Raw genomic sequence first — 14958 nt, forward strand, 5'->3', positions numbered from 1 at the left:
CCCTCCACTTAAAGCATTAAAAGCATCTTATCTAAAAGCATAAATTCTCAATAGAAAAACTTTCATTTTGATATACTCCAAATTTTATTCTTTGATATACTGGAAATCAAATGGCCAAAACTATTGCGATTATCGGACTAGGATATGTTGGACTCCCCTTAGCTATCGAATTTGGAAAACACTACCCTACCTTAGGATTTGATATTGATCACAGACGGATCTTAGAACTCCAATCTCATATTGATAAAACTCACCAAATCATAGAACAAGACTTTAAAGATTCACATCATTTGAGCTTTCATAGCGATTTAGAGAATCTTAAAGATGCTCAGATTTATATCATCACCGTCCCCACTCCTCTAGATCAATTCAAAAATCCCGATATCTCTTATCTCCAAAATGCCTCAAAATCAATCGCTCCTCTCTTAAAGCAAGGGGATATTGTCATTTACGAATCTACTACTTACCCCACATGCACGCGACTTGATTGCATACCCATTCTTGAGCAATATTCTCATCTAAAGTTTAATATTGATTTTTTTGTCGGATACTCTCCTGAACGCGTCAGCCCAAACGACCACGCACACAAACTCACACAGATTCAAAAAATCACAAGCGGAAGCACGCAAGAAAGTGCTCAAGAAATCGATACCCTCTACTCATCTATCATCACCGCAGGCACCTATCTTGCTCCATCTATCGAAATAGCCGAAATGGCAAAAGCCATCGAAAATGCCCAGAGAGATCTTAATATCGCCTTTGTCAATGAGGTCGCGATCCTTTGTGATGCATTAAAAATCCCCACCCATGAAGTACTCAAAGCTGCTAGCACGAAGTGGAACTTTTTGCCTTTCTCTCCTGGGCTTGTGGGAGGGCATTGTATCAGTGTCGATCCTTACTATCTCACACACAAAGCCCAAGAGCTAGGAATCCACACGCGAGTGATTTCTGCTGGACGCCTTGTCAATGATGCTATGCCTCACTTTATCGCTCATAAACTCATCAAACTTATCAGTCAAGCTCACATTCCCCTCTTTGATGCCAGGATTCTTATCCTTGGTGCGACATTTAAAGAAAATTGCAACGACATCCGCAACTCTAAAATCTTTGAAGTCGCACAGGAACTCCAAGAGTTTGGTTGTAAAGTCACTCTACTTGATCCCTTGGCAGATAAAGATGAAGTGCAAAGCAAGCACAATCTCACTCTTTTTCACACCCTAGAAGAACTTCCACGCATAAGCTTTGATGCACTCCTTGGAGCTGTAGCTCATGATGCATTTACCCCTATGGATTTCACTCCATTTTTACATCAAAATAGCGTGATTTATGATCTTAAGGGTATGTTAAAATCCTCCCACGCTAGGCTATAAGGAATCCCTTTATGCTATTTAATTCCCACATCTTTATCTTTGCATTTTTGCCCTGTATGTTAGTGGGCTACTATATCCTTAAACATCAAGCATATTTTCGCCTATCTAAGATTTTTTTGGTTGCTGGAAGCTTATTTTTCTATGGATATTGGAATCCCTCCTATGTGCCCATCCTGCTCTCTAGTCTAGCAATCAACTTTCTTTTTGCTCAAAAGCTAGTTAGTCTAACTCTAGAGGGGGGGGGGCATAAAAGATTTTGGCTGATTGGTGGGATTGCTTTCAATCTAGGTTTATTGGTTTTTTTTAAATACACTGATTTTTTACTTGAAGATATTAACTTTGTCTTTGATTCGCAAATCCCTCTCCCCTCTCTTGCTCTTCCCTTAGCAATCAGTTTTTTTACCTTTCAGCAAATTGCATTTCTTGTAGATACTTACAAATCACAAGAGGACAAAAAGATCGATTTATTGGATTATTCACTTTTTGTCACCTTTTTCCCTTAGCTCATTGCTGGGCCAATCGTCCATCACAAAGAGATGATGCCCCAATTTGCTTCACTCCCAGCAAAGAGCAAAGAGCTCATCGACTGGGAAAAATTTGCTAAAGGATTATTTGTCTTCTCTATTGGATTATTCAAAAAGGTCGTCATAGCAGATCAATTTGCTATCTATGCCAACAAGGGATTTGGAGCTGCTCAAAATGGAATCCATCTCAATCTAATCGAATCTTGGCTTACCTCCTTATCCTACACCTTTCAGCTTTATTTTGACTTCAGTGGGTATTGTGATATGGCGATTGGGATCGCTCTTTTCTTTGGAATCATCTTGCCAATCAACTTCAACTCTCCATACAAAGCAAGCAATATCAAGGATTTTTGGAAAAGATGGCATATGACGCTAGGGAGGTTTCTTACAGAATATCTTTATATCCCGCTAGGTGGCAACAAAAAGGGATTTCCAAGAGAGCTTTTCAATCTCTTTGTCGTCTTTATGTTGAGTGGGATATGGCATGGAGCTGGATGGGGATTTATCATCTGGGGAATCTTACATGCAAGTGCTATGGTCATCCACAGAATCTATTGCTACACTTTAGAGACGCTCTTTGATATCAAAGAGATCAAGAATCGATTCTATATAGTGATTTGTTGGATCTTGACTTTCAACTTCATCAATGCTTCTTGGGTATTTTTCAGAAGTGAAAATGTAAGTGGAGCACTTGATATCCTTAAAAGCATGATGGGATTTAATGGGATTGTTTTGCCGACATTTATCCAAAAACTCCTCACAGATATCAACTTAAATTTTGGTCAAACATTTATGATTACAGGAATTACAAAATTTGAAATTCTCTATCTGCCACTTTCATTTCTGATTGTCTTATTTTTCTCCAACTCATCAAGAATGACAAGTTCTTTCAAACCATCACTGCCAAAACTTATCTGGACAACTGTTTTGAGTTTTTTTGCCTTTCTTTATATCGACAAAACATCTCAATTTTTATACTTTAATTTTTAGGAAATTATTATGAAATCCAAAACTTTTGTGCTTATATATTTTCTATTTTTATCAATTGGAATTCTTTTTACAGTCGGGCTTACACAGGTTTTAAGCAAATACTTTGAACATAACTCCTATGAAGAAATTGTTCAACATCAAATTCGCCACAATTCTATCTATGGATCTGCTCTAAATGAAAATTATTTTGCCTATCGCCTAGCTTTAATAAAACAAGTGAAACCAGAAATTATTGCTATTGGTTCATCTCGAGTTGGACAATTTCGACAAAAGTTCTTTTCTCGCTCTTTTGTTGCAGCAGCAAATGCCAGTAATTCTCTAGAAGAAATGCAACAATTCATCACAAAGATTCTTAAGCTTTATCGACCTAAGCCGATGATTTTGGGAGTTGATCCATGGTGGTTTAATAAAAAAATTCCAAATACTTCAAATGCGACCTATCAATCACTCCAAGGTAAAGAAATATCTCCATCAAAAATCTTCAATTCAGTCAAAATATTTTCTCAACATCCTGAGTTGTTCAAACACCTTCTCTCTTCTAATTTGACAACTCATAATCCTTATACAACACTTGACAGTCTTGGTTTTAGAGCAATCATCAAATCTGATGGTAGTTTAAGCGATGGTTCTTATTTATATTTCTCAACCCTCAGTGGCATTGCCCCTGCCAACGATCGTCAATTTTTGGATAGCAAATACAGAATCAAAAATGAAATTTTTCCTTTCTATTATGGAGAAAAACTTGATCCAAAGCGAATTAAACTATTTGAACATATCATGGAATTTTTAAAACAAAATCAGTTTCATTTTATTGTTCTTACCACACCTTTTGCACCAACTATTTATAATATTCTAATACACGATGATCTCAATCGATATCAATACATCAACGATTTTGCCTCATTTGCAAGAGATAATAAAATTTTTAATTTTTTAAATCCAAATAAAATTAAATTATCGGACTGTGAGTTTTATGATGGATTCCATGGGGGTGACATTGCTTATTCAAAGATTCTCAATGCAATAGCTAGATCCTCATCTGATCTCAGATCCTTTTTAAATCTTTCTGTAATCAAAACAACTCTCCAAACTAGAGCCGGATATGTTTATTCAGATAATATTGACGGATGGAATGAAGTTGATTTTCTTGAATTGGGATGCAAAAGATAATTTTAACAATCAAAATCAAAAATTTTCAAACTTACTCAACCTGTGTTTAGTTGATATTTAATGTTAAAATTTTTCATCTCAACTATTTCAAGGATCATCATGAACAAACATTTCAAAAAAATTTCAAATTACGCCATGATTGGCGGGTTTAGTGCTTTGGCCCTTGTAGCACTAAGCGGTTGCAACAATACCTCATCAAACCAAGATACCCAAAACACAGTCCAATCACTCCAGCAAAGCAAAAAAGGAGCGTTTGTTATCCTAGAAGAGCAAAGTGATGGGAAATATAAAGTCGCTGAAGAATACCCTAGCGATCATACACGAGTCATTGTACGCGATCAAAACGGAAATGAGAGAATCCTAACGCAAGAAGAGATTGATAAACTCATCAAAGAAGAGGAAGCAAAAATCAATAATGGAACTAGTGAGCTAACAAGCTCTGGAAGTAGTTTGGGAATGGGGCTTGGAGGTGCTCTACTTGCAAGTGCAGCTGGAGCGATTCTTGGAAGCTATATTGGCAATAAACTCTTCAATAATCCCAACTTTCAACAAAATCAGATGAGAAACTACAAATCTCCGCAAGCCTATGAGCGCAGTCAAAATAGCTTCAACTCTGCACGATCTTCCAATGCTCCATCAAATACAAGAGGAACAAATAGCGGGAAAAGCGGGTTTTTTGGCTCTAGTTCTTCAAATTCTTCAAGCTATGGAGGTTAAAGATGAAAATCATACAAGGCACTCAACTCAGTGCAGATATTTTGGAAAATATGGGTTGCCAATGGCATACAGATCCAGATAATACAGCCTATATCAGCAATGAAATTATCGAAGTCACACAAGAAGAGGCGGATCAATTCTACGAAGCGGGCAATGAACTTTATGAGATGTATTGTGAGGCTGGAGAATATGTGATTAAAAATGATCTATTTTTTGAGCTTGATATTCCACAAATCCTCATTGATCCCATCAAACAAAGCTGGGAAGAAGAAGTGCATTGGCATCTTTATGGGCGCTTTGATTTGGCCGGAGGACTTGATGGAAAACCCATTAAGCTTTTGGAATTCAATGCTGATACACCTACAATGCTTTATGAAAGTGCAGTGATTCAGTGGGCTGTATTGAAAGCCAATGGGATGGATGAAAACCTTCAGTTTAATAATCTTTTTGAATCTCTTGGAGAAAATTTCCAAAGAATGATTACCTTAGGTGAAGATGTTTCGGGTTTTGATTCTGTTTATGAGGGATGGAAGATTTTATTCTCAAGCATTAGAGGAAGCGGTGAAGAAGAACGTACCGTGCGATTTTTACAAGAAATCGCATCTTCTTATGGTTTCAATACACAATTTTGTTATGTCGATGAAGCAGTTCTTTCTGCTCAAGATGGCTTATTTTACGATGAGGAAAACTATGAATTTTGGTTTAAGCTCATTCCTTGGGAAAATATTGCTATTGATGAACCAGAAATGGCAAACCTTATCAAAGAAATGATGGCCAACAAAAACACAATCTTTCTTAATCCTGCCTACACCCTACTTTTTCAAAGCAAAAGAATGCTCAAAATCCTTTGGGATCTCTTTCCCAATCATCCACTTTTGCTTGAAACCTCTTATGATCCTTTACACAACAAAAAGCAAGTCAAAAAAACTGCCTTTGGACGCGAGGGTGCCAATATCGAGATTCTGGACTCTTCACTAAAACTCATCGAAGGAAATAAAGGAATCTACGCCAACCACAAACCAATCTATCAAGAATTCTATGAACTCAACTCTCATGATGGACATTTTTATCAGCCTAATGTTTTTTATGCTTATGAAAGTTGTGCTTTGGGATTCCGAAAGGGCGGGAAGATTATTGATAATTACTCAAAATTTGTCAGTCATAAGCTTATTTAACCTTTAAGGAGAGAATTTCTCTTTAAAGGTTTAGATTCTCGCCACCCCCTTCTTGTTTACTTTGCAAGTTTTTTGGTATCAAGCATAATCATCAATTCCTCATTTGTTGGAATTGCATACACCTCAATAGAGCTATTGCTTGAATGGATCTTTTCCTCACCTCGTTTTTTGTTTTTATCTTGATCAATTTGGATTCCAAGGTGGGCAAGCTGTTTGCACACCTCTTCTCTAAAGTGAGCAGAATTTTCTCCAACCCCAGCAGTAAAGACAAGCGCATCAATTCCTCCAAGACTAACGCTCAATCTTGCAATCTCTTCAGCTGTTCTAAAAGTCATAAAATCAAAAGCCCGCTTAGCTCCCTCGTGAGTTTCATAGTTACATTCAAGAGTATAGAAGTTTGAACTCAATTCAGAAAGTCCGCCCGCTCCACATTTATAGTAGATAAAATCTCTAATTTCATCTACTCCATAACCCTTATTTTCCATCAAATAAAGCAAAATTCCAGGATCTATACTTCCAGGCCTTGTTCCCATTGAAACACCATCAAGAGCTGTAAATCCCATAGTTGTCATCACAGATTTGCCATTTTCAATCGCACAAAGTGAAGCACCAGATCCAATATGAGCAATCACGACTTTCTTATGTGCAATCTGAGGATAACTTTCCTTGAGCTTTTCTGCAATATAGGCATAAGAAGTTCCATGCATTCCATAGCGTCTTACGCCTTGCTTATAAAGCTCATAAGGAATAGCATACATTGTTGCATTTCCCTGCATTGTTTGATGAAATGCTGTATCAAACACAGCAACTTGAGGAAGTGTAGGATATTTTTCTCGCATCAATTTAATCACACGCAAATTGTGAGGTTGATGTAATGGAGCTAGCGGAATCAAGCTTTCAATATCTGCGATCACCTTCTCATTGATCAAAACAGAAGAGCTAAAAATTGTCCCGCCATGGACGACACGATGTCCGCAAGCTTTTAGCGTATATTCTTTAAAAGTCTCTGTAATCCAATCGATCAAATACCCCAAAACCAAAGCATGATTATGAGCCTCTGCTTCACTCCATTGATGCTCTGCAATCACCTCTCCTTTTGTATCCTTTGCTTTAAAACTTGGCGCTAAATCAATCCCTTCCACTTGGCCTGATGCAATAACCATATGATCAAGATCAAAAATCTTAAACTTCAGACTTGAGCTGCCCGCATTGATAACTAAAATAATCTCTTTCATCTATTTCCTCCTATCTTATTGGCTAGCCAATACAGCCAATGCCGAACTTGCCACTCTTGCTTCTGCATTATCTGCTCGTGAAGTTAAGATCACAGGAACTTTTGCCCCAAGCACAACTCCAGCAACCTTAGCATATGCAAGATACACTAGGGCCTTAAACAAAATATTGCCCGATTCAATTTGAGGAGCAATTAAAATATCAGGATCTCCACATACTTCAGAATCAATCTTTTTAATCTTTGCAGAAAGTGCAGAAATCGCATTATCAAAGGCCAATGGACCATACACAAGCGCATCCTTAACCTCTGTTTTTGATCGCTCTGTAAGCTCATGTGCTTCCATTGAGCTAGGAATCTTTTCATAAGGCATCTCAACAGCACTCAAAATCCCCACTTTTGGAAGACTGATTCCAAGTTTATGTGCCAAATCCACCGTGTTTTGGATAATACTCATCTTTACATCAACATTAGGGGCAATATTAATAGCTGCATCAGCGATAAAAAGCGCTTTATGGTAAGCTGGGATATCCATAATAAATGCATGAGTAATACTTCTTTCTGTCCTCAATCCAGCGTCTCTTTTGACAACAGCACCCATAATATCATTTGTATGGAGATTCCCTTTCATAAGAGCCTTGACTTCTCCTTTTGTTGCAAACTCTGCTGTTTTTGTTGCAGCTTCAAGGTCATTGATAGCATTAACAATTTCAAAAGATGAAACATCAAATCCAAGTTCTGAAGCCACTTTCTTGATCTTTTGCTCATCTCCCACCAAAATCGGATCAATCAATCCCTCTTGATAAGAATCAATCACACCACTCAAACTCGTCTCATCAGTAGGCTGAGCAACAGCAACTCTAATGCGTCCTTTTGCTTTTGCCTTTTTCAACACATCATCAAAAACACCATATTCCCTACCTTGCAACTGCTGCATTTTTTCTCCTTCTTCATCAAAAAGTTAATTTTAAATTATACGCCTAGAAGATTCTAAAACTATTAATCCCTTATAAGTTTTGGCTTGCTCTTTTTTGCTTTTTTACCGAAAGTTACGCCCTAAGAAGCTTAGCAACTTCTTTAGTGTGATAGCTAATAATAATATCAGCCCCTGCTCGCTTAAAGCTCATCATTGTTTCCATCATTACCTTTTCATAATCCACAACACCTGCTTGACCTGCAAGTTTTAGCATGCTATATTCCCCACTTACATTATAAAGTGCAAGAGGCAAGAGTGTAGATTCTCTAATGTCTCGAACAATATCCAAATAAGCCAAAGCAGGTTTGACCATCAAAATATCTGCCCCCTCTTTTTCATCATTTAGACTCTCTCTAATAGCCTCTCTACGATTTGCATAATCTTCTTGATAAGTCTTGCGATCTCCAAAGCTTGGGGTAGATTGTGCCACATCACGAAAGGGGCCATAATACGCACTTGCAAATTTAGTTGAATAGCTCATAATTGGAAGATGAATAAAGCCTGCACCATCAAGCACTTTCCTTAAGTGAAGCACAGTATGATCCATCATCCCACTTGGTGCGATCATATCCGCTCCAGCCTTTGCCAAATCAAGCGCTTGCTTGCCCAAGATTTCAAGAGTTGCATCATTATCCACACTCTCACCTTGCAAGATTCCGCAATGCCCATGATTTGTATATTCGCAAAAACACAGATCCACACTAATACACATTTGAGGAAAATGCTTTTTAATTTCCCTAATCGCTCTTGCCACAATACTCTCTTCTCCCAAAGCAGAACTCCCAAAGGCATCTTTAAAGGCTGGGATTCCAAAAAGCAAAATATGATAAACCCCTAGCTTATCCAACTCCTGACACTCTTCAAGTAAATACTCAAGACTTAGTTGATATACATCAGGCATCGATGGAATGGGATTTTTTACATTTGGGGAATCAATCACAAAAAGAGGATAAATAAAATCTGTGATCTTTAAATCCGTCTCCCTTATCAAACTACGAATATTTGCATTCATTCTAAGGCGTCTAAATCTCATGGTCGTTTCCTTATCTTGGGTTTTTTCTCTTGAATCTGACAGAAGTTCTCTACGATACAATCTGAAATAATAAAACAATTAAAACCATCTTGATAGATATACTCAATTCCAAATTTTTGCGTCTCAAGGACACTTTTGATGATATAAAGCCCTAATCCAAATCCTTGAGAATTATTTTCTTTAAAATAGGGCTTGAGATATTCAGCAAAATCGGCCTTTAGAGGATTGCCTTGATTAGAAATCCAAAGATCTTGTTGCACGGATTTGACATAAACTTTTTTATCTATACCATATTTAATCGCATTATCAAATAAATTTTTTAAAGCCAATGCAAACAACTCAAAATCAGCCTTGATTAAATCTCCCTGAGTTTGCATCACAATCTGATCATCATTATCAATCAAGAGCATTGATTTGGCTTCAGCAACAACTTCTTCAAGCAAGAACTCTTTCTTTTTCATTTTATAAGCCTTAGCATTCATCTGCTCAAGCTTTGCAAATTCTTTAATCAAAACCTCAAAACGCTTAAACACAGAAGTCAATCTCTCCTTAGCTACACCCTCTTCTAGCATTGCTGAGATAAGTCTCCCTTTCGTGATAGGCGTATTGAGCTCATGCATAATCGATCTCAAAAAAAGCATTCTTGATTCATTAAGAGCCCTAATCTTTGCTACGGCATTATCAAATTCTTGAGCCAATTCTCCTATCTCATCCTTTTGTTCTAAGCGACAAGAGATATTTAAATCCCCCTTGGCAAACTGCTTAATACTAGAATGCAACCACCTAAGAGGAACAAGAGATCGGAAAATTATTACAAACATCAAAACAAGAAGAGCTACAGCAACAAAAATGACAAAATAAAAATTTGCAAAAGATGTTTTTGATACATAGTTAAACAACAAAGGCTCATTGGGTGTTTCAAGCAAAATATAGATTCGATTCTCTACTTTTAAAGTTTTTGCAAAAAAACCCTGCACAATTGGGGGGAGCTTATTGGTATTGATTAATTGATTTTTGATCCTTGGATCTGTTGTGGGCACAAAACCAAACTCATTTAGATATTGTAAAACAACATTTAAATCTTGACTATCTCGAACAATCGGAGCAAGAGTTCTAAGAAAATAGCGATAACGCAAATCCTCCCTTAGATTCTCTTGCTCAATTTGGTCTCGAATGAAATAAAAAGAAAATCCCAAAAAACTCAAAAGTGCAAAGATAAATAACGCAGAGATTTTAAAAAAAATCGAACTGTTTAGTAAAAACTTACGAAACATTATTGATTGATCTCAAGTTTATATCCTACGCCTCTTACAGAAATAATATACTCCGGTGCCTTAGGGTTTTGCTCAATTTTTGCTCGCAAGCGACCGATGATAACATCAATACTTTTATTAGAACTTTCAGGACTAATTGATTTGGTCTCAATTGCGATTGTTTCTCTTGAAAAAACTTGCCCTATCTTACTCAAAAGAAGTGCTAAGATCTCATATTCTGCCTTAGTCAAATCAAGCTTCTTGCCTTTAAAGAAAATATCTCTTCCCTCTGGTCGCACTTCAAAAACTTCTTTAACAACACTGCGTTGCGAACTTTCTTGAGCTTTTGCACTATATCTTCTCAACACAGCATGAATTCGCGCTACAAGCTCTTGAGGATCATAAGGCTTGGGGATATAATCATCTGCACCAAATTCCAAGGCTTTTGTTTTATCATTAATATCATTGCGTGCCGAGGAAATAATAATAGGAATATCTTTTTGCTTTACAATCTTTTGACACACTTCCAATCCATCAAGATTAGGCAATGTCAAATCAAGCAAAAGCAAATCAAATTTTTTTGCATTTACTGCACTCATCCCTGTATATGGCTCATCGTAACTTGTCACATTCATATCGTGTTTTTTGAGATATTCTGTCAAAAGTTCCGCCAATTCAACATCATCTTCAATCATTAAAATTTCAAGCATTTCCAACCCTTTGTAAGTTTATAAAACCTGCAAATCATAACCAAAAAAATAAAATTTAAATAAACCAAAGAAAGAGTGCTAGAGGCTAACCCCTAGCATCAACACAAAGGAATACAAAATAATTAGGAGAGAATTTTGTAACTTAGAATCGTCTGTCTTTTCAAAAGTTATATCTTAAGCAAAGACATGATTTCATTATAGCAAAAAATGTAAAATTTATATTTACTTAGTTAAATTTCACTTAATCTTTTATCAATTTCACTGAGTTGAAATTGCAAATATCGCAAAGTTAGCTCCAGTTTTTTCTCCAAATCCACAACTTCTGGAGAAAGCAACCCCTCAAAAAGCAAAATCAACTTTTCACGCTGCATACTGAGAAACTCTTTTTCATCAATAAGCGATGCTGATAACATATCACGATCGCTCACTGTTTTTTCTTGAACTTCACTTCCTAAATCAATCTGAGATAAAGCCTCCAAAACAACATCGCGCAATTCTCCGCTCATTTTAGTAACCACCTTTCAAGTTTTTGAATTGCTTCTTCATTGTTTCCATAAATAAACAATCCTTGAATCTCACGATATTCCTCTCTTTTTTCGTGATTTTTAAATTCTCTAAAGCGTTTAAAAAAATTTTGAATCTTCTGAATCTTTTGCATTTTTAAAGTCCCCAAATAGATAAGATACATGATTGTATCAAAAGCCTTAACGTCTCAAACACACAAATAACAATAAACCAAGGCTTCACCCTACCTTAATTCCCAATCAAACCACCCCTCCCCCCATCACAAATATCTAAAATTCTCTTGCATTACAACAACCAAGAGAAGCACAAAATGACCTCTTTTAAGCTTTTGGCTTGATTTTAAGCAATCAAATAAAATCTCAAATACACTCAATCACTTTGCAAAACCCAATCCCCCTAATCAATCTTAAGCACGCTCAAAAATGCCTCCTGAGGAAGCTCAACTTTTCCAATTGCTTTCATTCTCTTTTTCCCCTCTTTTTGTTTTTCAAGAAGCTTTCTTTTTCGCGTAATATCTCCTCCATAGCACTTAGCAGTTACATTTTTTCCCATAGATTTCACTGTTTCTCTTGCAATGATTTTATTTCCTACACTCGCCTGAATTGCCACTTCAAACAACTGACGCGGGATGAGTTCTTTCATTGATTCTACAAGTGCCCTTCCCTTTTGATAAGATTTACTACGATCAACAATAATTGAAAGTGCATCTACCACTTCCCCCGCCACACGCACATCAAGCTTGACCAAATCACCTTCTCGATATTCAATTGGTTCATAATCAAAACTTGCATACCCCTTTGTGCTAGATTTGAGCTTGTCATAAAAATCCATCACAATCTCATTACTTGGCAATGCATATACAAGCATTACTCGACTTTCATTGAGATATTCCATCTTTTCTTGCACGCCTCGACGATTGTTTAAAAGCGTAATGACATTACCAAGATATTCAGTGGGTGTAATGATAGAAGCTCTCACATAAGGCTCTTGAATCGATGCGATTCTTTGCTCTGGAGGGAGCTCACTTGGATTTTGCACTCGCACAATCTCTCCATTGGTCAAATGAACCTCATATACTACAGTTGGAGCTGTTGCAATCAAGTCTAGATCAAACTCTCTCTCAAGACGCTCCTTGACCACCTCCATATGTAAAAGCCCCAAAAACCCTACACGAAACCCAAATCCCAAGGCCACAGAAGTTTCAGGCTCATAAGAAAGAGCAGAATCATTAAGCTTGAGTTTATTGAGTGCATCACGCAGTTCTTCAAACTTATCAGTCTGGATCGGATAGATTCCTGCAAACACAAAAGGCTTGGCTGGCATAAATCCCTCTATGGCTTCTGCTGTGGGATTTTCTGCATCTGTCATAGTATCCCCCACAGCAATATCAGTCAAACTTTTTAATCCCAAAGAAACAATCCCAATTTCTCCACAAGAAAGCTTAGGTGTCTTTTTTTGTTGGATTGGATGAGGATACATAAGACTTAAAACTTCATGTGTTTTTTGGGTATTCATCATTGTGATTTTTTGCCCCACTTCAATACTTCCATCAATCACCCTAACAAGCGATAAAGCACCCAGATAATTATCAAACCACGAATCATAAATCAATGCTTTTGTCGGAGCTTGAGGATTACCGCTAGGTGCTGGGATTTTTTGAACAATTGCCTCAAGAAGAGATTGGATTCCAATTCCACTTTTTGCACTCACCTCCAAGGCTTCAGAGCAATCAAGTCCAATTGTATTTTCAATATCATCTTTGACACTTTGAGGATCGCTTGCAGGCAAGTCAATCTTATTAAGAACTGGCAAAATTTCAAGATTGTTTTCTAGTGCAATATAGACATTCGCAATCGTTTGAGCCTCTACTCCCTGTGTACTATCCACCACAAGCAATGCACCCTCACAACTACTAAGACTACGACTCACCTCATAGCTAAAATCAACATGCCCTGGAGTATCAATCAAATTGAGGATATATTGCTCTCCTTGAAAGGTGTAGTTCAACCTCACAGATTGCGCTTTGATAGTGATCCCCCGCTCTTTCTCAATATCCATCGTATCCATTACTTGAGAGGTCATTTCACGATCGCTAATTGCCCCACATTCCTGAATCAATCGATCTGCTAAAGTGCTTTTGCCATGATCAATGTGAGCAATAATTGAAAAATTTCTAATATTTTGCATGATCAAAAATCCCTATAAAAAATAAGGGAAATTTTACAATACTTAAAAAGCTTTTATCCTCCCCCTCCCCCTATTTTAATTATCTTGACGAAAACCAAAAGTGATCCCATAAGTCTCATTTCTAAGATCAAACAAAGGATCTTGTGGAGCACCTACACCTTGTGGAAGTTCTGAGGGGAAATACACCGCCCCATCACATTGCTTTTCTTGATATCCATCAACCCTCAAAGTTCCAACAAGCACTTCGCGATGCTTCCCACTCCATAAAGCTGTCGTATCATTCACAGAATCCCCCTCATTGGCATACACAAGATACATTTGATAAACGATAGGAGCTTTTTTAATCCTCACCTTAAAATCTTCTTCTAAAAATGCATTTTTAACTTTTTTGAGTTCCTCTTCTGAGAAATACTTCACCCCTTCAGTAGGCACAAACTTCCATCGTGCTGGAATCATTTTTCCACTTTCTTTATCTTTGAAATAAAAAGTGTGGATACTAAAATAAGCCGTATGAGCAACACTTGGCGTAACCCCCATCATCGCTGTATATTCTGCAAACTTACGATAAGAATCAACTTCTTGCATCAAGCGCTTGATTTTTTCTTGATCCACTTTTCCATTGACAGGCAATCTCATCTCAAAAAACTGACCAAATTCCTCTGGAGTGCGAGCAAAATTGATCTCTGTTCCAAGCATCACCATTGTCCAAACTTCATCTTTGCCCTGCAATTTAAGCGCAAGTCCTCTTGTTTTGCTTTTATCACTCATCATCGCCCCACCAAGAGAGTAGCGAAGCTCTGCGGATAGCTCTCCCTCTACAAGCATCGGCACATCAACTAAAGAAGCAATATTTTTCTCTGGGATAAAACTCCCACTTGCACAAAATCCCTTAGCATGATTAACCTTTTGCTTGGGTTTTTGAGGATCGCCATTGAGTTGTTTGAAAATTTCTGCAATCCGTTGTGCGTCATAGACTTCATTTGCATATCCTAAGCCTACTGCGCACAAAAAAGCTACGATAGCAATCCTTAAACTTTTTTTCATTTTGTCTCCTTTAAAAAACTAAAGGATAAAAAATTACCTATTAAAAATATATC

The 14958-nt window shown here is 37.2% G+C and carries 15 protein-coding genes; 6 read left to right on the forward strand and 9 right to left on the reverse strand.

Annotated elements, in window-relative coordinates; all coding sequences use genetic code 11:
* Positions 1 to 110 precede the first annotated feature (110 nt).
* From LW137_RS01090 to LW137_RS01110, 6 genes are all read left to right on the forward strand, one after another.
* Entirely contained in the window at positions 111 to 1370 is a 1260-nt protein-coding gene (locus LW137_RS01090; protein WP_233032585.1) for a nucleotide sugar dehydrogenase, read from the forward strand.
* A gap of 11 nt (positions 1371 to 1381) precedes the next feature.
* Complete coding sequence (locus tag LW137_RS07210; protein WP_346344780.1) at positions 1382 to 1873, forward strand: MBOAT family O-acyltransferase; 492 nt, start codon at positions 1382 to 1384, stop codon at positions 1871 to 1873.
* Positions 1874 to 1876: 3 nt separating this feature from the next.
* Complete coding sequence (locus LW137_RS01095; RefSeq protein ID WP_346344784.1) at positions 1877 to 2884, forward strand: MBOAT family O-acyltransferase; 1008 nt, start codon at positions 1877 to 1879, stop codon at positions 2882 to 2884.
* Between the two features lie 9 nt (positions 2885 to 2893).
* Positions 2894 to 4054, forward strand: a complete 1161-nt coding sequence (locus LW137_RS01100; protein WP_233032586.1) for a hypothetical protein — start codon at positions 2894 to 2896, stop codon at positions 4052 to 4054.
* A 99-nt stretch (positions 4055 to 4153) separates the two neighbouring features.
* Entirely contained in the window at positions 4154 to 4771 is a 618-nt protein-coding gene (locus tag LW137_RS01105) for a UPF0323 family lipoprotein (protein WP_233032587.1), read from the forward strand.
* A gap of 2 nt (positions 4772 to 4773) precedes the next feature.
* A complete protein-coding gene (locus tag LW137_RS01110; RefSeq protein WP_233032588.1) occupies positions 4774 to 5946 on the forward strand; it encodes a glutathionylspermidine synthase family protein in 1173 nt (390 codons plus the stop codon).
* A 56-nt stretch (positions 5947 to 6002) separates the two neighbouring features.
* Here LW137_RS01110 and LW137_RS01115 read toward each other — a convergent pair whose 3' ends face one another.
* The 9 genes from LW137_RS01115 to LW137_RS01155 all read right to left on the reverse strand — a co-directional run bounded on the left by LW137_RS01115 (position 6003) and on the right by LW137_RS01155 (position 14905).
* Complete coding sequence (locus tag LW137_RS01115) at positions 6003 to 7181, reverse strand: acetate/propionate family kinase (protein ID WP_233032589.1); 1179 nt, start codon at positions 7179 to 7181, stop codon at positions 6003 to 6005.
* A gap of 15 nt (positions 7182 to 7196) precedes the next feature.
* On the reverse strand, positions 7197 to 8114 hold the full coding sequence (locus LW137_RS01120) for a bifunctional enoyl-CoA hydratase/phosphate acetyltransferase (protein WP_233032590.1): 918 nt from the start codon (positions 8112 to 8114) through the stop codon (positions 7197 to 7199).
* Between the two features lie 112 nt (positions 8115 to 8226).
* Positions 8227 to 9186 (reverse strand): porphobilinogen synthase, encoded by a 960-nt coding sequence (hemB, locus tag LW137_RS01125; RefSeq protein ID WP_233032591.1) that lies wholly within the window; start codon positions 9184 to 9186, stop codon positions 8227 to 8229.
* Positions 9183 to 10460 carry an ArsS family sensor histidine kinase gene (locus LW137_RS01130; RefSeq protein ID WP_233032592.1) on the reverse strand — a complete coding sequence of 426 codons (1278 nt, stop codon included), beginning with the start codon at positions 10458 to 10460 and terminating at the stop codon, positions 9183 to 9185. Before LW137_RS01130 ends, hemB begins: the two co-directional genes overlap by 4 nt.
* Positions 10460 to 11149, reverse strand: coding sequence for a response regulator transcription factor (locus LW137_RS01135; protein ID WP_233032593.1), 690 nt, complete (start codon positions 11147 to 11149; stop codon positions 10460 to 10462). The genes LW137_RS01130 and LW137_RS01135 overlap by 1 nt, the downstream gene beginning before the upstream one ends.
* Positions 11150 to 11379: 230 nt before the next feature.
* The gene (locus LW137_RS01140) at positions 11380 to 11655 is read right to left on the reverse strand and encodes a CiaD-like domain-containing protein (protein ID WP_233032594.1); all 276 of its coding nucleotides are present in this window, start codon (positions 11653 to 11655) and stop codon (positions 11380 to 11382) included.
* On the reverse strand, positions 11652 to 11807 hold the full coding sequence (locus LW137_RS01145; RefSeq protein ID WP_233032595.1) for a hypothetical protein: 156 nt from the start codon (positions 11805 to 11807) through the stop codon (positions 11652 to 11654). Before LW137_RS01145 ends, LW137_RS01140 begins: the two co-directional genes overlap by 4 nt.
* 263 nt (positions 11808 to 12070) lie before the next feature.
* A complete protein-coding gene (lepA, locus tag LW137_RS01150; protein WP_233032596.1) occupies positions 12071 to 13861 on the reverse strand; it encodes a translation elongation factor 4 in 1791 nt (596 codons plus the stop codon).
* A 75-nt stretch (positions 13862 to 13936) separates the two neighbouring features.
* Positions 13937 to 14905, reverse strand: coding sequence for a catalase family peroxidase (locus LW137_RS01155; RefSeq protein WP_233032597.1), 969 nt, complete (start codon positions 14903 to 14905; stop codon positions 13937 to 13939).
* Positions 14906 to 14958: the final 53 nt, after the last annotated feature.

It is taken from the genome of Helicobacter kayseriensis (assembly GCF_021300655.1).
Taxonomy (GTDB): Bacteria; Campylobacterota; Campylobacteria; order Campylobacterales; family Helicobacteraceae; genus Helicobacter_G; species Helicobacter_G kayseriensis.